Annotated in this window: 19 protein-coding genes; 8 read left to right on the forward strand and 11 right to left on the reverse strand. The window is 71.2% G+C overall.

From position 1 onward, the window contains the following. Positions 1 to 81: 81 nt before the first annotated feature. Complete coding sequence (locus tag ABGB14_RS09475; RefSeq protein ID WP_347643206.1) at positions 82 to 903, forward strand: hypothetical protein; 822 nt, start codon at positions 82 to 84, stop codon at positions 901 to 903. A gap of 7 nt (positions 904 to 910) precedes the next feature. Here the strand turns inward: ABGB14_RS09475 and ABGB14_RS09480 are convergent, their stop codons facing one another. From ABGB14_RS09480 to ABGB14_RS09500, 5 genes are all read right to left on the reverse strand, one after another. Beyond that, a complete protein-coding gene (locus tag ABGB14_RS09480; protein ID WP_347643207.1) occupies positions 911 to 1,642 on the reverse strand; it encodes a hypothetical protein in 732 nt (243 codons plus the stop codon). A gap of 127 nt (positions 1,643 to 1,769) precedes the next feature. Beyond that, on the reverse strand, positions 1,770 to 2,609 hold the full coding sequence (locus ABGB14_RS09485; protein WP_347643208.1) for an LLM class flavin-dependent oxidoreductase: 840 nt from the start codon (positions 2,607 to 2,609) through the stop codon (positions 1,770 to 1,772). After that, positions 2,606 to 3,451 carry a GNAT family N-acetyltransferase gene (locus tag ABGB14_RS09490; protein WP_347643209.1) on the reverse strand — a complete coding sequence of 282 codons (846 nt, stop codon included), beginning with the start codon at positions 3,449 to 3,451 and terminating at the stop codon, positions 2,606 to 2,608. Before ABGB14_RS09490 ends, ABGB14_RS09485 begins: the two co-directional genes overlap by 4 nt. A gap of 82 nt (positions 3,452 to 3,533) precedes the next feature. Further along, on the reverse strand, positions 3,534 to 3,881 hold the full coding sequence (locus ABGB14_RS09495; RefSeq protein WP_347643210.1) for an STAS domain-containing protein: 348 nt from the start codon (positions 3,879 to 3,881) through the stop codon (positions 3,534 to 3,536). A gap of 35 nt (positions 3,882 to 3,916) precedes the next feature. Then, a complete protein-coding gene (locus tag ABGB14_RS09500) occupies positions 3,917 to 5,350 on the reverse strand; it encodes an LCP family protein (RefSeq protein ID WP_347643211.1) in 1,434 nt (477 codons plus the stop codon). Between the two features lie 82 nt (positions 5,351 to 5,432). Between ABGB14_RS09500 and ABGB14_RS09505 the strand changes: the two genes are divergently transcribed. After that, on the forward strand, positions 5,433 to 6,449 hold the full coding sequence (locus ABGB14_RS09505) for a glycosyltransferase family 2 protein (RefSeq protein ID WP_347643212.1): 1,017 nt from the start codon (positions 5,433 to 5,435) through the stop codon (positions 6,447 to 6,449). 6 nt (positions 6,450 to 6,455) lie between these two features. On the opposite strand, the gene ABGB14_RS09510 is transcribed toward ABGB14_RS09505, so the two are convergent. Further along, entirely contained in the window at positions 6,456 to 8,189 is a 1,734-nt protein-coding gene (locus tag ABGB14_RS09510; RefSeq protein WP_347643213.1) for a CDP-glycerol glycerophosphotransferase family protein, read from the reverse strand. Between the two features lie 26 nt (positions 8,190 to 8,215). Next, a complete protein-coding gene (locus ABGB14_RS09515) occupies positions 8,216 to 9,490 on the reverse strand; it encodes a bifunctional cytidylyltransferase/SDR family oxidoreductase (RefSeq protein ID WP_347643214.1) in 1,275 nt (424 codons plus the stop codon). A 112-nt stretch (positions 9,491 to 9,602) separates the two neighbouring features. On the opposite strand from ABGB14_RS09515, the gene ABGB14_RS09520 reads away from it, so the two are divergent. From ABGB14_RS09520 to ABGB14_RS09545, 6 genes are all read left to right on the forward strand, one after another. Next, positions 9,603 to 11,027 (forward strand): CDP-alcohol phosphatidyltransferase family protein, encoded by a 1,425-nt coding sequence (locus ABGB14_RS09520; protein WP_347643215.1) that lies wholly within the window; start codon positions 9,603 to 9,605, stop codon positions 11,025 to 11,027. An 11-nt stretch (positions 11,028 to 11,038) separates the two neighbouring features. Next, positions 11,039 to 11,647: a DUF5941 domain-containing protein gene (locus ABGB14_RS09525; RefSeq protein WP_347643216.1), complete on the forward strand. Its 609-nt coding sequence runs from the start codon at positions 11,039 to 11,041 to the stop codon at positions 11,645 to 11,647. Positions 11,648 to 11,775: 128 nt separating this feature from the next. After that, on the forward strand, positions 11,776 to 12,510 hold the full coding sequence (locus ABGB14_RS09530) for a phosphocholine cytidylyltransferase family protein (protein ID WP_347643217.1): 735 nt from the start codon (positions 11,776 to 11,778) through the stop codon (positions 12,508 to 12,510). A 27-nt stretch (positions 12,511 to 12,537) separates the two neighbouring features. Then, positions 12,538 to 13,578: an iron-containing alcohol dehydrogenase family protein gene (locus tag ABGB14_RS09535; protein ID WP_347643825.1), complete on the forward strand. Its 1,041-nt coding sequence runs from the start codon at positions 12,538 to 12,540 to the stop codon at positions 13,576 to 13,578. Then, positions 13,556 to 14,323, forward strand: a complete 768-nt coding sequence (locus ABGB14_RS09540) for a CDP-alcohol phosphatidyltransferase family protein (RefSeq protein WP_347643218.1) — start codon at positions 13,556 to 13,558, stop codon at positions 14,321 to 14,323. The genes ABGB14_RS09535 and ABGB14_RS09540 overlap by 23 nt, the downstream gene beginning before the upstream one ends. Before the next feature lie 187 nt (positions 14,324 to 14,510). After that, positions 14,511 to 15,395, forward strand: a complete 885-nt coding sequence (locus ABGB14_RS09545) for a glycosyltransferase (protein ID WP_347643219.1) — start codon at positions 14,511 to 14,513, stop codon at positions 15,393 to 15,395. A 2-nt stretch (positions 15,396 to 15,397) separates the two neighbouring features. On the opposite strand, the gene ABGB14_RS09550 is transcribed toward ABGB14_RS09545, so the two are convergent. From ABGB14_RS09550 to ABGB14_RS09565, 4 genes are all read right to left on the reverse strand, one after another. Further along, entirely contained in the window at positions 15,398 to 16,111 is a 714-nt protein-coding gene (locus tag ABGB14_RS09550; RefSeq protein ID WP_347643220.1) for an acetoacetate decarboxylase family protein, read from the reverse strand. 160 nt (positions 16,112 to 16,271) lie between these two features. Further along, entirely contained in the window at positions 16,272 to 17,036 is a 765-nt protein-coding gene (locus tag ABGB14_RS09555) for an alpha/beta hydrolase (protein WP_347643221.1), read from the reverse strand. 174 nt (positions 17,037 to 17,210) lie between these two features. After that, the gene (locus tag ABGB14_RS09560; protein WP_347643222.1) at positions 17,211 to 18,200 is read right to left on the reverse strand and encodes a glycosyltransferase; all 990 of its coding nucleotides are present in this window, start codon (positions 18,198 to 18,200) and stop codon (positions 17,211 to 17,213) included. A gap of 56 nt (positions 18,201 to 18,256) precedes the next feature. Then, positions 18,257 to 19,510 carry an acyltransferase family protein gene (locus ABGB14_RS09565; protein ID WP_347643223.1) on the reverse strand — a complete coding sequence of 418 codons (1,254 nt, stop codon included), beginning with the start codon at positions 19,508 to 19,510 and terminating at the stop codon, positions 18,257 to 18,259. Positions 19,511 to 19,624 lie beyond the last annotated feature (114 nt).

Here is a 19,624-nt window from a genome sequence, read left to right on the forward strand (position 1 = left end):
GCCAGCGGTCAGCATGTATCCCCTGTTATGGTCTTACCTTGTCTTAAAAACCTGGTAAAAAAATCCTGTCCGGGGAGGGTCATGCAGACCAAGAGGAAGATCGCAGTCGTCGCATCCGTGGTTGCCGGGCTCGCCGCTCCGGCCGTGGCCGTAGCCCCCGCGGCCGGAGCCCAGGCGGCGCCGGCGTGGCAGGCGTACCACAACGCGACCCCGGCGCAGAGCGTGATGCACGTGAAGACGCTCAAGAGCCGCGGCTACCGGCCGATCACGGTGAACATCTCCGACGGAGAGCGCTACGCGGCCGTGTGGATCAAGGGCAGTTCGTCGGGATGGGGCATCTGGCAGGGCATGTCGTCCCGCGAGTTCCAGCACCAGTTCGACGCGGGCATGCGGGAAGGCGCGCAGCCCGTCTCCGTCTCGGCGACCGGGCCGGCCGACGCACCCCTCTTCACCGCCATCTGGGAGCGCAAGAGCACAAAGTTCCTCACCAAGCACGGCCTCACGCCCGCACAGTTCGGCGCCTACAACAAGGAGGCCGCGGCGCAGGGGCTGGCGCTCTCCTCCGTCGACGCCTACGGCACCCCCGGCGACATCCGCTACGTGGGCGTGTGGACCCCCAACCCCGGCGGAACCTGGAAGTACACCTACGGCATGTCGCGCGAGCGCCACAAGGAGGAGTTCTACGCGAAGAAGAGTCAGGGCTACCGGCCGGTCAAGGTGGCGGTGGCGCCCGACGGCACGTACGCGGCCGTGTGGCGCAAGGACGGGCGCAAGTCCTGGGCCCACTACATCGACATGTCCGCGGCCGGCTACCAGAAGCGGTTCAACGCCCTCAAGAAGCGAGGGCTGCACCCCGTCCAGGTGAACGCCGAGAACGGCAGGTACACCGCCATCTGGGAGTAGGGCACGCTCACCTGGCGAGGACGCGGACGTCCCCCGACCCGCTGCGGGCGACGATGGTGCGGGAACTCCCGGCGTCGCGCGTGACCGTGGTGCGTTCGCGGCCCTCCTTGCTCGTGACCGTGACCGCGTACGAGCCGGAAGGCACGTTCGCGGTCACCCTGCCCTCGCGTGAGAGCAGGTCGAGGTCGGCGGGCGGGCGGTCGAACGCCACGTCGATCTGCCCGTCGACCGTCCGGCACCTGACCGCGTCCGACGTCAGGCCCTCAGCCGTGATCGAGCCCTCGCTGCGCAGCCGCAACCGTCCGGAGGCGCCCGACACCTGGATGCGGTCGCGGCTCACCACGTCCACGTCCTGGGCGAGGCCCTTGAGGATGACGCCGTCGGCCGCTTCGACCGACAGCCGTACGCCGGGCGGGACGCGGACGTGGTAGCGGGCGCCGCAGTCGCCCACGATCATGTTGCAGTCGGCGCTCAGGCGGAGCGTGCCGTCGCGCAGCGACCAGGTGGCGTTGCCCTCGTCAGCGGCCTTGCCGCGCACCCACCGCTCCACCTCGACCCGCCCTCCGGCTCCTTGGAGCACGCGCACGCCGCCCAGCGACGACCGGATTCCCAACTCGGGGCCCGTGAAGACGAACGACTCCGTGGCGCGCACCTCCGCGGCGTCGAGCTCCACGCCGCAGCCCGTCGCGGCCAGGGCCATGGCCGCCGCGCAGGCCGCCGCTACTGTGATGTGCCTCATGCGGACGATGGTGGCCGAACGCCGCTCGCCCGCCATCGGCCGGAGGACCGACCGCCTCCTGTAGCCCATCGGCCATTCGGCCGAAGGCGCTCCCCGGCCGCGTCGAACGGCCGGCTGAAGGATCGCGTCAGAGAGCCGACAGCAGCGCGTTGACGTGGCGCAGCGGGTCCGCCCCCAGCGGGCGCACCGCGACCGTGTCGGCGCCCGCCGCCCACATGCTCTTGACCTGCGCCGCCGCCTCGTCGGGTGTCCCGGTCGCCATCACCACGTCCGCGGGCGAGACCCCCAGGAACTCCGCCTGCCCGGCCACCGTCTCCTCCACCGCCTCGGCGGCGCCGGCCCCCGTGTGCAGGTAGGTGAAGACCACGAGCTCGTGATCCGCGCCGCCGCCGATCTGCGACCGCACGCCGGGCAGCTGCGCGGGACCGATGCCTTCGGGCACGATCGTGCCCTGCGCGACCCGTCCCGACAACGCCAGAGAGCGCGGTCCCTTCACCCCGGCGAGCACGGGCGGCGGCTCGGCCGGCGGGTGCACCAGCGACACGCCGTCGAGGTGCACGGACCGGCCGTGCAGGGTGACCGTCTCGCCGCGCAGCAGCGCGCGTACGGACGTGATCGTCTCCTCCAGGAGGGACAGCGGCGAGGCAACGGCGGCGCCGGCCTGGCGCATCCAGGCGGGCACGCCGTGACCGATGCCGGCGGCCAGCCGGCCGGGATGCATGCGGGCCAGATTGGCCAGCTCCATCGCCAGCAGCATCGGATTGCGCAGGGGAGCGGGGGTGATGCCGATGCCGACGCGCAGCCGGGACGTGACGGCGAGTGCGGTGGCCGCCGCCGAGACGCCGCCCGTCCAGCCGAGGTCCTCCACCACCCACAGGTCGTCGACGGCGGTGCCGTCGAGCTCTCCGGCGAACGGGATCAGCTGCTCGGGCGGCAGGTCCCGGTCGAACATGACGCCAAGTCTCATGATGCTCTCCAGTAGTAGCGAAAGAGCCGGCCGACCTCCGCGTATCCGGCGCGCAGGAACGCGCCGGCCGACGGGACGTTGGCGGCGTCGGTGGCCGCGACGATGCGCGGCACGCCGGCCTCGGCGAGCGTGCGGGTGCCCCTGGCCAGCAGGTCGTTGACGTAGCCGTGGCCGCGGTGCTCGGGCAGCACCCCGATGTAGGCGATGGAGTGGTCGTCGGGAACCACCAGCCCGACGGGGGCGTCGCCCAGACAGCCGATGACGAACCAGTCGGGCTTGGCCTTGCGGTTGATCAGGTCGTCGTACATCCACCGGGCCTCGCGCTCGGCTCCCACGGTGGCCACCTCGACCTGGGTGTCGTGGTCGAGCGAGCCCTCGGACACGCGGATGAGGATGTCGAGCACGTATGACGGGTCCATGCGGCGCGCGGGGCGGTAGGTCAGCCGGCCGGGGTCGTCGGGCAGGTCGGTGCCCGCCGCCCATTCGAGCATGAGCCGCTCGACCTCCATGGTGAAGCCGGCCAGGGTCAGGGCCTCGTGCTCGACGGCGCGGTCGACGACAGGGGAGAGCCCGGGTCTGAGGGGGATGTCGTGGATCATCTTGCTCAGCCCCATCTCCGCCAGGCTGCGGCGCACCAGGCCGGCGGCGGCGACGGGGTCGGGCCCGGGGTCGAACTGCCAGGTGATCACTGGTCCGGAGCCGGGAAAGGGCGCCCAGTAGGCGAGGCGGGCCTGCCCTTCCGTGAAGCACCACTCGGGCCGCGTCCTGCCCTCCTCGAAGGCGGACACCAGCTGGGAGCGGGCAGGCTCGGGGAACTGGTCGAACAACGTGAAGGCCTCCATGCGCGCGAAGGGGGGCTCCCGCTGGGCGTGCCCACGATGACATCTTCTCGCACGCCTGCCGCGGATCAAGACCGCCCGCGGGTCAGGCGGCGTCGTCGAGGGCCGTGCGCGCCTCGCCGAGCGATTCGGTGGTCTCGAAATGGTGGTCCAGGTTGGTGATCGTCAGCAGGTGGCGGATCATGCCGGGGCCGACCACGAGGATCAGGCGGCCGTGCCGCTGGTGGACCTGGTTGTACGTGGAAACCAGCACGCCCAGGCCGACGGAGTCGCAGAAGGGGGCCCCGGTCAGGTCGATGACGAGTTGGAGCGGCTCGGCGGCGGCCATCGCCTGCTCCAGCTCGGCCTGCAGCCTCGGAGCCCCTGCCACGTCAAGGTCGCCTGCGATGTGGACGACCGTGCAGCGGTCCTCCCGCCACTGTCTGACCACCATGGGCCTCACCTGTCCCGACCTGCAGAAAGATATGTCTATTTCTTACATATGTTCTGCATTGCCGTTTTGGTGGAGGGTGTAACGCTCGGCTTCGCGGTCGGCATGGATTTCGACCCCTTCTGCCGGACCTTCGGCTGGTCGCTGCCGAGAATCAGCTCGATGCCGTTGATGTCCACCTCGCGCAGCTCGGACCCGGGGATGGCGTCGGCCACCACCCGCGCGGCCTCCTCCTGGCCCTTGCCGTGGCGCACGACGGTCTTCTCGTAGTCGTGCTGCCTGGTGTTGCCCGGCTGCCCGGGCACCTTGAACCCGTACGCGACCAGCGCCTCCTTGGTGCGGGCGCCGAGACCGTTGATCAGCGTGCCGTTCTTGATCCTGAGCGAGACGCTCTCCGGCGGGATGGGCGACGGCTTGGCCGAGGGAGTGGCCGACGGGGTGGGCGCGGCCAGGTCGCGGTCGGCGTCGATCCTGGAGAACATGTCGCGGGCCGCCGCCTTGTCCCACAACACCGCGGACTCTCCTGTGGGCGTCTTGTAGTCGACGTCGGCCAGCGGCACCTCCGCGAACTTCACGTCCTCCAGCGAGACGTCCCTGAGCTGGGTGGCCAGGCCGATCAGCCCGTCGTCGGGGTCGACCTTGACCGTGCTCAGCGTCGAGTTGACGAACGAGGCCAGCGTGCCGGGGTTGGCCAGCGTGCCCGCGCTCAGCGCCCGGTTGAGCAATGCGGAGATGACCTGCTGCTGCCGGTCGATGCGGTCGAGGTCGGAACGGGCGGTGGCGCGGGTGCGGGCGTAGCCGAGCGCCTGGACGCCGTCGAGCTTGTGGGTGCCGGCGGGCAGGTCGAGCGCGATCCGCTGGTCCTTGATCGGCACCGGCGTGCAGACGGTGACCCCGCCGAGGGAGTCGACGACGTCGATGAAGCCGAGGATGTTGACCTCGATGTAGCGGTTGATCTGCAGCCCGGTGACGGACTCGACGGTCTGCCTGGCGAGCTTGGGCCCGCCGAACTGGTAGGCCGAGTTGATCTTGTGGTCGCCCTTGCCGGGGACCGTCGCCCAGGTGTCGCGCGGCAGGCTCACCACCGTGACCGTGCGGTGGTCCTCGGACAGGTGGATGACCATCATGGTGTCGGTGCGCTGCCCGGACTCGCGGCCCAGCTTGAGCCGGTTCTGCTGCTGGCGGGTCAGGTCGTCGCGCTTGTCGACCCCCACCAGCAGGATGTTCTCGGCGCCGCGGGAGGAGGACGCGGTCACGCCCGCGTCGACCGTGCCGATCTGGCGCGGGGTCGCCCACACCACGCCGGTCGTGACCAGCACGCACGTGGACAGGAAACCCGCGATCAGCACGTTGCGACGGCGGGCCCTGGCGCTTTTCAGCGGCCTGCGGGTGCGGCCGGGTGCGAGCTTGACACCGCCATAGGCGTCTCCGCCCACGAGCACACCGGCGTCCTCCTCGCCCGGCTCGCGCATGCACGTCCCCCTCTGTTCACGCCGGAGGATCGGGCTTTCGATTGCCCTCCTCCCCTGCTCGTACAGTAGCGTGAGCCCCGCCATGAAGCAGTTCCCCGACTCGCCGCACGCTCCCGCGGAGACGCGTGCCTGGCCCCCCATCTCCGTCGTCATGCCGGTCCTCAACGAGGAGCGGCATCTCCGCGAGGCCGTCGACCAGGTCCTCGCCCAGAGCTACCCCGGTGAGATCGAGGTCGTCCTCGCCGTGGGTCCCTCCCAAGACCGCACCCAGGAGGTCGCCGAGGCCATCGCGGCGGCCGATCCACGGGTGACCGTCGTGCCCAACCCCACGGGCCGCACTCCCAACGCGCTCAACGCCGCCATCGCCGCGTCACGCAACGGCATCATCGCCAGAGTCGACGGGCACGCCATGCTGCCCTCCGACTACCTGCGCGTGGCGGTCGAGACGCTGGCGGAGACCGGCGCCGACAACGTCGGCGGCGTGATGGCGGCCGAGGGCGTCACGCCGTTCGAGCAGGCCGTGGCCTGCGCCATGACCTCCAAGATCGGCGTGGGCGCCGCCGCCTTCCACGTGGGCGGCACGGCGGGCCCGGCCGACACCGTCTACCTCGGCGTGTTCCGGCGCTCGGCGCTCGACCGGGTGGGCGGCTACGACGAGCACTTCCAGCGCGCCCAGGACTGGGAGATGAACCACCGCATCCGCCAGAGCGGCGGCCTGGTGTGGTTCCAGCCGCGCATGCGGGTCTCCTACCGGCCGCGGCCCAACGTCAAGGCGCTGGCCCGGCAGTATTTCCACTACGGCCGATGGCGGCGCGTGGTCGCGCGCACCCACGAGGGCACGATCAACCTGCGCTACCTCGCGCCGCCCGCCGCGGTGCTGGCCATGCTGCTCGCGCTGGTCGCCTCGCCGGTCCTCCCGCTCGCGCTGGTCGTCCCCGGGGGCTACGCGCTGGCCATCGTGGCCGGCTCGGCGCTGACGGGCAGCGGTCTGCCGGCCGCCGCGAAGCTGCGCCTGCCGATCGTGTACGCCACCATGCACTGCTCCTGGGGCTGGGGTTTCCTCACCAGCCCGAAGAAGCTGGCCAGGCCGCCGCGGTGACGCCACTCAGCCCGCGAGCACCCGCTCGATGGCGGCGTTGAAGCGGGCCAGCGCGTCGGGATATTCCGGCCCGAGCAGATAGCTCCTGAGCTTGACCCTGGCCCGGGCCAGCGTGTCCTTCCCGTTGAGGAAGTCCGCCAGCCCGGCCAGGTCCTGCCCGAGCAGCTCGCCCGCCTCGGTGCTCGGGTAACGCTCGTGGAAGGCCTGCTCCGGCAGGCCCGCCACGTTCGTCACCGCGTACGGCTTCTCGCTGGCCAGGAAGTCGGCCACGACGCTGGAGATGTCGGTGACGAGCATGTCGCACTCGTTGAAGCAGTCATAGAGATGCGGCTCGGAGCCGGTGACGATCAGATGCCTGATCGCCGGCGCCTCGCCGGCCGCCGCCGACGGGTGCCTGGCCTTCGACGTGGCCAGCTCGCTCTCCTCGATCATGGCGACGATTTTTCTGTGCGCCCGGAGGGCGCTCTTGTCGCGGTGACCGGTCAGCGGGTGCGGCTTGTAGATCACGCGCAGGCGCGGACGGTGGTCGAGCAGGGCCCGCACGAGGCGCGGGCCCATGCTGATCAGCGACGTGTGCAGCAGGTCGTCGCTCCAGCCCTCCCAGGTGGGGGCATAGAGCACGGTCCGGTACGGCAGCCCCGGCCCCTCCGTCGAGATGCCCTCGAGTTGCGGCCTGCCGACCTCGTGGATGTTCTCGTCCCTGACCCCGACCCTGGCACGCCGGTAACGGTCGCGGCCCGCCGGCCCGGCCACCCACACCTCGTCGTAGACCCGGGAGAACGGGTTGAACGACGCCTCCTTGTCGCTGTCGCCGTGGTTCAGGAACGCGCTGCGCAGGGTCGGGATGCGCAGCATGTGGACGTTGCGGCCGGCGTTGGAGACGTACAGGCACAGTTTGGCGGCGGTCAGGGCGCGGAAGCTCATCAGGTCGGCCGACGACGGGAAGCACAACATCGGCAGGGTGGTCGGCTCCAGATGGGCGGCCATGCCGCGCTCGCGGAGCACGACGATGGCGCGCCTGTCGATGCGTTCGAGCACGGGCAGCCACATCCTGGCCTGGTAGGCGGCCGCGGGGGCGCCGGAGAAGTACAGGATGACCTCGGGGCGGTACTTCTCGACCTGCCTGCCCACGACCTCCATGACCTTCGCCCTGTCGGTGAGCGGGGCGGCGCGCCGTACGTACGGGATGAGCGCGAGCGTGCCGGCGGCGCCGAGCGCGACGGCCAGGCCCGCGCCCAGGGCCGCCGTCCTGGCGTCGAACGCCGCCCCGAGCACCGGCAGCGCGTCGAGATAGAGGAAGCGCACGCTGCGGTCGTCGCGCAGGAAGCGGGGCGGCAGCTTGGGGATGCGCAGCGCGGAGACGTCGAGGTTGCGGGTCGTCACCGGCATCCGGCTGAGCATCTGCCTGAGCCGCAGGGCCAGCCCGGCGTGCCCGGCCCGTACGACGTGGATCGCGAACACGCTGGCCGCCATCCCCAGGAACCAGGGCGAGTCGGGCCCGGCCGTCCGCGCCACCAGCAGCAGCGCCATGGTCTCCCTGGCCGCGAAGCGCAGCGTGAGCCCGAGGTGCACCTTGCACAGCAGGTCGGGCAGCGGCCTGCCGGCCCGCGGAGCCACCCGCTCCACCAGGTAGGAGGCCGCGGCGACGGCCCCGAACAAGACCGGCGCCGGCCACAGGGCCGACGCCAGCAGGACGGGGTAGCAGCCGAGCAGTGCCGCGATCACGATGAGTCTCCTCATGTGATCGCACGGTAACAAGCTTCAGGTCAAGCGCCGTCCACGCCTGCCTCTATGACTTGCCCTGATAGGTCGGAGATGAGGATGTCCAGCGAGGTCTGCGCGATCAGGTGCGGAGAAGTGCCGGTATTGACGCAGTTGACCCGGATGCCGTCAGTGGCCCATTCGTGGGCCAGTGCCCGGGTGAGCCCGGCCACCGCGGCCCGTGAGGCCGCGTGCAGCGCCCCGGAACCGGGCGGGCTGTGCAGCAGCAGGCTGCCGCGCAGATGCGGGCGGGCGGCTCGGGCCACGGTGAGCGCGCCCAGATGGTTGACGCTGACCGCGTCGGCGACGCTCTCGACGGTGGCCTCGGCGAGCCCGCCCGCGTGGCCGGCGACCGCCGCGTTCACCACGTGGTCGACCTCTCCCACGCCGTCGAGAGCCTTGGCCACCGCACCGGCGTCGTCGACGCGCACCCCGTCAGCCTCGGAGAAGGCGTGCACCCGGGCGCCGCGGGCGGCGGCCAGCTCCGCGATCTCCGCGGAGCCGAAGACCACCACGCTCCGCCCGTCCAGCCCTCCGGGATCGCCCGCCGGCACCCTGGCGGCGAGCTGGAAGAGCCGCTCGGCGATGTGCAGGTCGGCCGGATGGGTGACCTTGATGTTGTGCTCGCTGCCCGGCACCAGGTGGATCGGAACGTCGGGCAGGTAGCGCAGCACCACGCCGCAGTCGTCGGTGGCGGGCCGCTCGCCGAAACCGGGATCGGCCATCGCCCGCTCGTAGGCCTCGCGGATCAGCGAGAGCCGGAAGCACTGAGGCGTCTGGCTGCGCCGCAGCCGCGCCCGGTCCAGCACCTCGCCGATCACCTCGCCGCCGGGCGTCGGCTCGGCCACCAGGACCGTGTCGGAGCTCGGGATCGCCACATTGACGGCGGGATGCTCGCGCAGCGCCCTGACGCACTCGGCGATGATGCGCGGCTCCACCAGCGGGCGCACGGCGTCGTGCAGCAGCACGTTGCACTCCTGCGTGCCCAGCGCCCGCAGCGCCCGCCACGTGCTCTCGGTGCGGCTCGCGCCGCCGTCGACGACCTGGCTGACCTTGCCGTAGCCGCCCCGCGCGACGATCTCGCGCACCCGGTCGGCGTGCCCCGGCGTCATCAGCACCACGATCTCGTCGATCTCGGGGGCGCGCTCGAACGCCGCCAGCGAGTGCTCGATGATCGTCCGCCCGGCCACCTCGACGAGCTGTTTGGGCGTGTCATGCCCGAACCGCTGCCCCACGCCGCCCGCGAGGAGCACCCCAACCGACCGCAGCCGTGACGTCATACCGCGAGCCTAACGGTCCTGGTCCGTGATATCGCGTTGACCTCTCGCTACGCTGTGCCTACGCACTCGCGTGCCCACGCACTCCCGACCCGACCGGGAGGAGACCTGTGCCTTGCCCGACTCAATGACGCGAGGTGGCACGACCAGCCCTCATGCCGCGGCCGTGGTCCTCGCCACGACGCCGGCATGCGGGCTCTCGTGCGCCGACGGCACACTGCTCGACCGGCTCAGCGACCAGCTCGCCACGCTGCCGGTGCGCGAGGTGCAGGTGGTGACCCCCAGCGGCGGCCTCGGCGCCGACCTGCGAGGAGTGGCCAAGATCGCCCGCACCGCCACCGGCGCCGTCGCCGTGCTGCCCGGCGACCTCGTGATCCACACCGAGGCGCTGGCGCTGCTGCTCGAACACCCGGCCCACGACACCGGCGCGCTGGTCTGCCGGGAGACGGCCGCGGCCCCGCTCCGGCCGCCCGTACGCGTCGAAGGCGGCAAGGTCGTCGCCGCGGGCAGCTCGTTCCACCTGGTCCCCGAGGCGAACGCCACGTTCAGGGGAGTGCTCCAGGCGGCCGAGGCCGACCTCGGCGTGCTGGCCGACATCGCCGAAGAGCTGGCCGAGCTGGCCGACACCGGCCGCCTCGGCCCCGTCACCCCGGTCGAGGCCGTCGACCTGCTGCTCGTCGGGCTGGTCCGATCGGGTGTGGCCGTACGCGCGGCGACGCTCGGGCCGCTGCACGCCGACCGGGTGACCGGCCAGATCTCCGCGGACACCGCCCTGGCCAAGCTGGCCGAGGTCGACGAGGCCAAGGTCAAGGTCGAGACCGCCGTCAAGCACGACGACGGCTTCTTCGCCACCTACTTCGTCTCCACCTGGACCCGCCACCTGATCAGGCCGGCCGCCACGCTCAGGCTGACGCCCAACACCGTCACCGGCGTCTCCGTCGGCCTGGCGCTGCTGTCGGCCGTCTGGTTCTCCGCCGGCACCCCGGCCGCGCGGCTGGCCGGGGCGGTGCTGCTCTACCTGTCGTTCGCGCTCGACTGCCTCGACGGGCAGCTCGCCCGCTACACCCGCACGTTCTCCCCGCTCGGCGCGTGGGCCGACGGCATGGCCGACCGGCTCAAGGAATACGTCGTCTACATCGGCCTGGCCGCAGGGTACGCCGGACCCCGCATCTGGTACCTCGCGGTGGCCGCGATGATCCTGCAGATCGTCCGGCACGCCGTCGACTACACGTACGCGGGGGCCGTGGCCGACGCCGCCCGCGTCGGCGCCGCCTGGGGCCGGCCCGCCCGCTCCCTGCTGGAGTCGGAGGACGCCCGCCGCGCCAGGGGCGTGCTCGGCCTCGCCCAGCGGCTCGAACGCGACACCGCGGCGCGCTGGCTCAAGAAGATCATCGTGCTGCCCATCGGCGAGCGCACCGCCCTGATCGCCATCACCGCCGCCGGCTGGAACGCCAAGGTCACGTTCCTGTCGCTGCTGTGCTGGGGCGGCGTGGCGGCCCTCTACCAGCTCTGCGGACGGATCGCGAGGTCGGCACGGTGACATCGGTTCACATGGCACCCGTCCCCAGCAGCACGGTCGTGGCCTACCGCGACGACGGCCCGCTCGCGCGGGCCATGGGCCTGCTCGTGGCCGGGCAGCTCCCGCCGCTGCCCCCGGTGATCGCGGGCACGTTCGTCACCGGGGTGCTGCTGGTGCTCGGCGTGGCCGGGTCCGACGGGCTCGCCGTGTTCGCGCCCGCCGTGACGCTGCTGCTGGCCGGGCCGGGCAGCAGCCACGCGCACGACGGCCGGCTCGACTGGCTCGTGCCGCCGATCCTGCGGGTCATCGAATACACCTTCATCGCGGCGTGCGGGTTCGCCCACGGGGTGCACCCCGTGCTGATCACGTTGCTGCTCGGCGCGCTGGCCTTCCACCACTACGACCTGGTCCACCGGCTGCGCCAGCGCGTCTACGCGCCGGCCTGGCTGTCCACGTTCGGCCTCGGCTGGGACGGGCGGATGATGGTGGTCTCGCTGGTCGCCCTCACGGGCTGGCTGACCGGCGGCTACGTGCTGTTCGCGCTCTACCTGTGGGCGTTGTTCGGCTGGGAGAGCCTCACCTGCTGGCTGGCCGCACCCCAGGCGGGGGCGGAAGCGGCGGAAACGGGAACACAAGACTGATGCCAGATTGCCCACCGTAGGCCGAAAGGGAACTAACCTTTGGGCCTACGGTGGCGCGTCCAACGACCCGCCCCCAAACGCGGGTCGCGTCCAGTGCCCCGCCGCACGTTACGACTGAGGAGTGCACGTTGCTGGGAATGGTTCTGGCCGCCGGGGCCGGACGACGCCTGCGGCCGTACACCGACACGCTGCCCAAGGCGCTCGTGCCGGTCGACGGCGAGACCACGATCATGGACATCTCGCTGCGCAACCTTGCCGAGGTGGACCTGCGGGAGGTCGTGGTCGTCGTCGGTTACGCGGCGCAGGCCGTCCACGACCGCAAGGAGGAGCTGGAGGACAGGCACGGCGTCAAGCTCACCCTCGTGCACAACGACAAGGCCGAGGAGTGGAACAACGCCTACTCCCTGTGGTGCGCGCGCGACTACTTCGCCCAGGGCGCGCTGCTGGTCAACGGCGACACCGTGCACCCGGTCTCGGTCGAGAAGACGCTGCTGTCGGCGCCCGGGACGAGCGACATCCTGCTGGCCGTCGACAACGTGAAAAAGCTCGCCGACGAGGAGATGAAGGTCACCCTCTCGCCGGAGGGCGCGCTGCGCCGCATCACCAAGCTCATGGATCCGGCCGAGGCCTACGGCGAGTACATCGGCGCCACCCTCATCCGGCCGGGCGCGGCCGAGCGGCTGGCCGACGCGCTCAAGGCGACGTTCGAGCGCGACCCGCAGCTCTACTACGAGGACGGTTACCAGGAGATGGTCGGGCGCGGCGAGCTGATCCACGCCGCGCCCATCGGGGAGGTCGACTGGGTCGAGGTGGACAACCACGACGACCTGGCGAAGGCCCGCACCATAGCCGTGCGCTACTGAGGGGGCGCGATGCCGCTTCTAGCGAGAATGCTGCCGACGCCGCTGACCATGCAGGTCAGGCGCGGCGCGGTGGCGGAGCTCGGCGCGCTGCTGGCCGACAGCCGCGTGGCCACCTCCGGCAGGGTCGCCGTGGCCGTCGGGCCGGGCCAGGGCGACCACATCGAAAGCCTGATAGCGCCCACGCTGGGTGAGGCCGAGATCTTCAGGGTGGCCGCCGGCACGGTCGAGGCGGCCGTCTCGCTCGGCGCCGACCTGCGCAAGGGCGCCTACGAAGTCGTGGTCGGCGTCGGGGGCGGCAAGACGATCGACGCGACGAAATACGCCGCGTCGCTCGCCGGCATCCCGATGGTGGCCGTGGCCACCAACCTCGCCCACGACGGCATCTGCTCGCCCACCGCCTCCCTGGTCTACGACGGCGGCAAGGGCACGTTCGGGGTGCCGATGCCGCTGGCGATCCTCGTCGACCTCGACTTCGTGCACAACGCGCCGAAGCAGCTCGTCCGGGCGGGCGTGGGCGACGTGGTGAGCAACCTGTCGGCGATCGAGGACTGGCAGCTGGGCAACGTCGAGCGCGGCGAGCCGATCGACGGGCTGGCCTGCTCCATGGCCCGCACGGCCGCGGAGGCGCTGATCGGGCGGGCCGACTCCATCGAGTCCGACGCGTTCCTCACCGTGCTGGCCGAATCGCTGATCCTGTCCGGCATGTCGATGGTGATCGCGGGCTCGTCCCGGCCCGCGAGCGGTGGCGACCATGAGATCCTTCATGCCGTGGATCAGCTCTTCCCCGGCACCTCCAACCACGGCGAGCTCGCCGGCATCGGTGCCGCCTTCTGCTTCTTCCTCAGGCAGGACGACGCTCGCGTGGCGCAGGTGACCGACTGCCTGCGCCGGCACGAGCTGCCGATCGTCCCCGCCGACATCGGGCTGTCCAGCCAGCAGTTCGCCGAGGCCGTCGCGCTGGCGCCGGCCACCCGTCCCGGCCGCTACACGATCCTGGAGCACCTGCGCATGCAGGACTCCGAGATCCACGATCGGGTGGAGGACTATGTCCGGGCCTTCGGTCGCTGAGCTGCGGCGGGTCGCCCAGCCCGAGGGCCACCTCCAGCGCAAGAACGGCGAGCACTGGGCGGGCGTCCTCTACATGCGCAGGATGTCCATCTACGTCACGTGGCTGATGGCCAAGACGTCGGTCACGCCCAACCAGCTCACGTGGGTGATGACGCTGGCCGGCATCGTGGCCGGCGTCGTGCTGGCCCTGCCAGGGCTCTGGGCGGCCCTGTTCGCCGCGCTGCTCATCCAGGTCTACCTCCTGCTCGACTGCTCCGACGGCGAGCTGGCCCGCTGGACGGGGAAGACCTCGCTGGTCGGCGTCTATCTCGACCGCGTCGGCGCCTACTTCACCGAGGCGGCGCTGCTGGCCGGGCTGGGCTGGCGGGCCTCGGCCGTCCTGCCCGACTGGTACACCGTGCTGGGGGTCGGCGCCGCGCTGGGCGCGATCCTCATCAAGGCCGAGACCGACCTCGTGGACGTGGCGCGGGCCAAGGGCGGGCTGACGGCCGCGACCGAGGCGTCCGTGGGCCAGTTCCGCTCCGGGCTGCTGGGGCTGGGCAGGCGGGTGCTGTCGGCGACGAAGTTCCACCGCATCGTGCAGCCGGTGGAGCTGTCGCTGCTCGCGCTGGCGACCGCGGTGATCGATCTGGCGATCGGCGATCTCACTCCCACCAGGGTGTTGCTCGTCGCCTGTTTCGTCGCCGCCTGCCTACAGGTTGTCCTGCATTTGGTCAGCATCCTGGCATCGAGGCGACTTGCGTGATCTCATGTCGGAACCGGAAGGGCCCCTCGTCCGTCGTATTGATCGGACGTCCGCCGTTCGGTGGGGGTTCACTGACGGTTCCGATACGCTTAGCTCCACCCATATCCCAAACGATGCAGACCAGCAGACTCGGTGATCATGAAAGAATGCTCCGCCCGTGCTCTCAACGCGTCAGGACGATGATTCGTTGAAGATCTCGTGCGTCATCCTCACCATGGGCAACCGGGTCGCGGAGCTGAACCGGGCGGTCGAGTCCGCGCTCAACCAGGTCGACGGCGACGTCGAGGTGGTGATCGTAGGCAATGGCGCCGACGTGCCCGAGGTGTCGGCGACGCCACCCGAGGGGTCGTCCGCGATCGTGAAAGCGATCCGGCTCGACCAGAACACCGGCATTCCCGCAGGGCGAAACCGCGGCGTGGAGGAGTGCTCGGGCGACGTCGTGCTGTTCCTCGACGATGACGGCTGGTATGCCAGCCAGAAAGTGGTCGCCCACGTACGCGACCGTTTCGCCACCGAGCCCGACCTCGCGGTGATCTCCTTCCGGGTGATGGACCCCGACGGCGGCATCGGGCAGCGGCGTCACGTCCCCCGCCTGCGCGCGGGCGATCCGCAGCGCTCGTCGCCCGTCACGACGTTCCTCGGCGGCGCCTCGGCCATCAGGCGCTCGGCCTTCCTGCAGGTGGGCGGCCTGCCCGAGCGGTTCTTCTACGCGCACGAGGAGACCGACCTGGCATGGCGGCTGCTCGGCGAGGGCTACCGCATCGAATATGACGCCGAGACGGTGATGTACCACCCGCAGGTGCCGCCGACGCGGCACACCGAGTTCTACCGGCTCAACGCCCGCAACCGGGTCTGGCTGGCCCGGCGCAACCTGCCGTGGCCGCTGGCGTTCCTCTACCTCACCAACTGGGTCGTCCTCACCATCGTGCGCGAGCGCGGCTCGGGCGGCGCGCTCAAAGCCTGGTTCGCCGGCTTCTTCGAAGGCCTGCGCACCTCCGCCGGCGAGCGCCGTCCCATGGCCTGGCGTACGGCCTGGCGCATGGTCAAGCTGGGCCGCCCGCCGATCGTCTGAGCTCAGGCCTGCTGGGCCGCGCCGAAGACCATCTCGGCACGCGAGACGTTCATGCTGAACAACGCCCGCTTCGGCAGGCCCAGCTCGCTCAGCTCCTTGGCGACGGGATGGTTGCCCAGGCGGATCAGCGCCCCGGCGGGGCGGACCCTGGCGCCGCGCGCCCGCACCGACCAGGGCACGCGCCGCGTCACGCCCTCCCGGTGCGTGTACGCGTCCAGCGGCGCCACGACGGTGGCGCCCGGCACCGGCACGCCCGGCTTGACCAGCATGTCGAGCACGAGCCTGCCGTCCTTGCGCAGCACACACCGCTTGTACGGCGAGCCGAGCCGCAACTCGATGTCGGCCAGCTCCTTCGGGAACCCCCACAGCGTGCGCCCGGCTTCCAGCGTGAAGTGCTGGTCGACCGGCAGCCAGTGCACGAACATCCCGGCCTTCGACAGGTCGGCCGCTCTCATGGGCCCCGACGCGCCCGGCGGGCGCACCAGGAACGCCATGCCGAACTCGTGGTAGGCGTCGAGGTCGCCGTCTCGGTAGTCGACGAACAGCAGCACGCAGAGAGCCTTGCCCGGCAGGACCTCGGCGACGTCGAGCCCGGAGTAGGCGATGACCGCCCTGGCGGCGTCGGCGCGCACCGGGTAGAAGGCGCCGCAGATCTCCGCGTCCCGCACCCGCACCGGCATGCCGACCGTCCGGCCGTGGATCAGATGCGTTGCCATGTCTCCAGTACATCAACCGGCAGGCCGTGTGACCATTCCCGTTCGGGTGCCGTCCGGTGCTGTGACCGGAGACGATCGTCCGGTGGGCGTGATCGCGGGCGGCGGCGGAAGCGCGCGTGGCACTGGCGACGGACCGCGCGTGGGCGTGGCGCCGGTGGTGTCAGAAGCTGCTCGCGGGGCCAGGGCTGCCCAGGTGCCGGGCGAAGAAGCGGATCGAGCTGTCGATCTCGAAGGACGGGACCCGGAAGTGGCCGCCGGGGTTGGCGTGCAGGGTCTTCTCGGCGGAGCCGAGCGCGTCGAACAGCTTCATGACTGAGTCCCGCGGGCTGCCTTCATCGTCCCACTGCAGCACGAACTCGACCGGGATCGTGATCCGCGCCGCGGTGTCGATGAGCCACTCGCTTCCGACGAGGCCGAGGACGGCAGCTGTGATCCGGGGTTCGGCCGCGACGAGGCGGATGCCCATCTCACCGCCCTGGGACAGGCCGTAGTACCCGACGGGCCGGCCGTCGCCGACGGAGTCCAGTTTCCGGAGCGCGTCCAGAGTGGTCTGCCAGTCGGGTACGAGCTGCGCCGCCACGGTTTCGTTGAGGGCGGGCCACTCCGGGCCGGACCGGAAGGGCTCGCCCGCGGCCTCTCGTTCCTGGATGAGCGCGACGAGCCGCCGGATCTCCGGGTGCTCCGGCCTGTCGCCGGTGCCTGGAGCGTCGATCGCGGCGACCGCGAAGCCGCAGGAGGTGACGTAGGGGAAGGCCCGGGAGACGACCTCCCATCCCTTCTTGTGCTGGCCGCCGCCGTGCCCGATCAAGACCAGCGGACGGGGACCGGAGCCCTCGGCGGGCGTCCAGAGCACCCCGGGGATGTCTCCGATGGTGAAGAGCTGTTCGCGGATGCCGTCAGCGACGGTTTCTGAGGCGATGCGCATGGCCGGATTACATCGGCATTCCCGCTGACGATGCGAGTCAATTATCCGGGCGGTCGGGCAGCCGCCGGTTGGTCTCCCGCCGCCCGGCACGTTCGGCCATGCCGCCCGGCTTTCCATGGTCACGCCCGCGGAGCGCCCCACGCGCCAACGCGCTGATCGTTTCGGGTCGCGGCACTAGGTGTGATGTGAGTGTCCCACCGGCACGGGGGCGGGCGCGTGCGCGGTCAGGCCGGCCCACGACTCGGCGCGGCGCACGAAGTCCTGCGCGTGGTCCGGCCAGTGGTGGCGCAGGCGCGCCTCGGCGTGGCCCAGCGCGCCCAGCTTGAGCCGGCGTGCCGGACTCTCCTTGAGGTCCAGGACGGCGTTGAGGACGGCGTCCACGTCGAGGGGCACCACGAGGCCGCAGCCGGCCCGCTCGACCAGCGCGGCGCCCTGCGGGGTGGTGATCACGGGCAGCCCTCGGCCCATGTAGTCCATGATCTTGGTGGGCGGCGCCGGCACCGTGCCGGCGGCCAGCGACAGGCCCGCCAGCGCGCCCCCGGCCATGCGCAGGGCGTGCCGGTTGGGCACGTAGCCGTACCAGTCGAGCAGGCCGACGCGCTGGGCGTCGCGCAGCAGCGGCCGCACGTCGCGGGCCGCCGAGCCGATCAGGTCGAGCCTGATCCCGTGCGGGACGAGGCGTTCGGCCAGCCCGATCAGCTCCGTCACGCCGCGCTCGGCCGACAGGCGGCCGATGTGCACGACCCTGGTGTCGCCGGGTGGAGGCGGTCCGGCCGACACCTGGGTCGCCTCGGGGACCACCGCGGGGGTGATCACCCGGTGCCGGCGTCCCGCCCGGGCGAGCAGCGCCGGGGCCACCTGCTCGCGTACGTCCCAGACGACAGGGGGGCGCCGGTGGGGCAGCGTGCGCAGCAGCCGGTGCTCGTGGACGAGCAGGAGGTCCGCGTCCTGCACGCCGCGCCTGAGCGCCGCGCGGGCCCGGCCCGACGACGCGTGGTACGCCACGTCGACAGCCGCGAGCCCCATGGCCGGCGTCACGTTGAAGTAGGTGAACGGCGCGACGTAGGTCACCTCGTGGCCCGCGTCGAGCAGCGCCCGGATCTGCCGGTGCATGATCCGGGCGTCCTCGGGATGATGGACGGTCGTGGCGACACATGCGCGCATGTGTCGATGCTCGGCGCTAACCAGGTCAAAGGCGTTAATGCGGGCCGAACGGCTGCTTAACTTCGGGATGGCCGCCGGTAGAGCCAGGTCAGGCGGGGCTCAAGCACCCACTTGAAGACCGTGCGGGTCTCCGGCAGGCACAACACGATCGCCAGGGCGAAGGAGCTGAAGGTGATCGCCAGCACGCCGAGCGGCCCGTACAGCCACGGGAAGTCCAGCCAGCCCTGGTCCTTGGCGATGAGGACGGGGATGCCGTGCAGCAGGTAGCAGTAGAGCGTGCGGGTGCCGAGGTCGGTGTACCAGGTCTCCTTCCTGGGCACCAGCGCCAGCACGGCGAAGCACAGGGCCAGCGCGCACACCAGCAGGCCGACGCGCAGGCCGAGCCCCATGTACCAGGACAGGTCGAGGTCCTGGTAGCTGTTCTTGTAGTAGAAGGGGCCGAGCGGGGCCTTGGGCGCGATGTAGATGGCCACCGCCGCCGCGCCGAGCACCGTGACCGCCGAGACGATCTTGATCCAGCGCCGGTTGAGCAGTTCGAAGTGCTCCGGCTGCATCACGAGGCCGATGACGAAGAACGGCAGGAGGCCGAAGAAGCGATCCATGCTGAAGTCGCCCGAGATCTGCGAGAACCCGGCGAACAGGTAGATCGCGATCGACACGGGGACGGGGTATTTCATGCGCTTCCACACCGGCGTGGACAGGCGCCAGAACAGCAGCGCCAGGAGATACCAGTTGAGCCACGCCGGGTCGATGATCGTCAGGCTCCACTTCTGGCCCAGCGCGAAGCGGAGCGCGGCGTAGCCGACCTCGACGATCACGTAGGGGACGAGGAACGTGTCGACCAGCTTGTTGGTCTTCGCGTTGGAGTTCCAGAAATTTCTGGACAGGTAGCCGCTGATCAGCACGAACAGCGGCATGTGGAACGTGTAGATGAAGATGTACAGCGACCTGGAGGAGTCAGCCGACAGGGTCGGAACCAGCGAGTGGCCCAGCGGCACGAGCGCGATCAGGATGAACTTGACGTTGTCGAGAAACGGATCGCGCTTGCGCTTGGGCGGCTGCTCGGCCTGCTGCTTGGGCTGCGGTTGCGCCTGGGGCTGCGCGGCGGGCGCCGTGACCACGGGACGATCGGCCCGCACCGCCGGCTGCGGCGCGGTGCGCTCGCCGGGGGGCACGCCGTGCGGGTCGGTGGCCTCGCTCCAGAAGGTCTCCTCCGGCAGCGGCCATCGGGCTCCCGTGTCGGCGGGCCCGTCCTCGCCGTCGGGGCTCCGCGGGGTCGTGACGGGTGGGGACCATCTGGTGTCAGACACTGGGGGAGTCGCTCAGCTTCGCTCGGGGCCGGGGAACACGACGGCAGCACGACGCGGACGGCCTTGCGGCCCCGTGTCGCGCTGCGTCGCCGACCCGCAACACACTATCCCGCT

This window comes from Nonomuraea sp. B10E15 (assembly GCF_039871615.1).
Classification (GTDB): Bacteria; Actinomycetota; Actinomycetes; order Streptosporangiales; family Streptosporangiaceae; genus Nonomuraea.

Bases quoted from the DNA above. Each gene is read 5' to 3' on its own strand.
- ABGB14_RS09475 (WP_347643206.1), top strand. From the start codon at position 82: ATGCAGACCAAGAGGAAGATCGCAGTCGTCGCATCCGTGGTTGCCGGG.
- ABGB14_RS09480 (WP_347643207.1), bottom strand. From the start codon at position 1,642: ATGAGGCACATCACAGTAGCGGCGGCCTGCGCGGCGGCCATGGCCCTG.
- ABGB14_RS09485 (WP_347643208.1), bottom strand. From the start codon at position 2,609: ATGAGACTTGGCGTCATGTTCGACCGGGACCTGCCGCCCGAGCAGCTG.
- ABGB14_RS09490 (WP_347643209.1), bottom strand. From the start codon at position 3,451: ATGGAGGCCTTCACGTTGTTCGACCAGTTCCCCGAGCCTGCCCGCTCC.
- ABGB14_RS09495 (WP_347643210.1), bottom strand. From the start codon at position 3,881: ATGGTGGTCAGACAGTGGCGGGAGGACCGCTGCACGGTCGTCCACATC.
- ABGB14_RS09500 (WP_347643211.1), bottom strand. From the start codon at position 5,350: ATGCGCGAGCCGGGCGAGGAGGACGCCGGTGTGCTCGTGGGCGGAGAC.
- ABGB14_RS09505 (WP_347643212.1), top strand. From the start codon at position 5,433: ATGAAGCAGTTCCCCGACTCGCCGCACGCTCCCGCGGAGACGCGTGCC.
- ABGB14_RS09510 (WP_347643213.1), bottom strand. From the start codon at position 8,189: ATGAGGAGACTCATCGTGATCGCGGCACTGCTCGGCTGCTACCCCGTC.
- ABGB14_RS09515 (WP_347643214.1), bottom strand. From the start codon at position 9,490: ATGACGTCACGGCTGCGGTCGGTTGGGGTGCTCCTCGCGGGCGGCGTG.
- ABGB14_RS09525 (WP_347643216.1), top strand. From the start codon at position 11,039: ATGGCACCCGTCCCCAGCAGCACGGTCGTGGCCTACCGCGACGACGGC.
- ABGB14_RS09535 (WP_347643825.1), top strand. From the start codon at position 12,538: ATGCTGCCGACGCCGCTGACCATGCAGGTCAGGCGCGGCGCGGTGGCG.
- ABGB14_RS09540 (WP_347643218.1), top strand. From the start codon at position 13,556: ATGTCCGGGCCTTCGGTCGCTGAGCTGCGGCGGGTCGCCCAGCCCGAG.
- ABGB14_RS09550 (WP_347643220.1), bottom strand. From the start codon at position 16,111: ATGGCAACGCATCTGATCCACGGCCGGACGGTCGGCATGCCGGTGCGG.
- ABGB14_RS09555 (WP_347643221.1), bottom strand. From the start codon at position 17,036: ATGCGCATCGCCTCAGAAACCGTCGCTGACGGCATCCGCGAACAGCTC.
- ABGB14_RS09560 (WP_347643222.1), bottom strand. From the start codon at position 18,200: ATGCGCGCATGTGTCGCCACGACCGTCCATCATCCCGAGGACGCCCGG.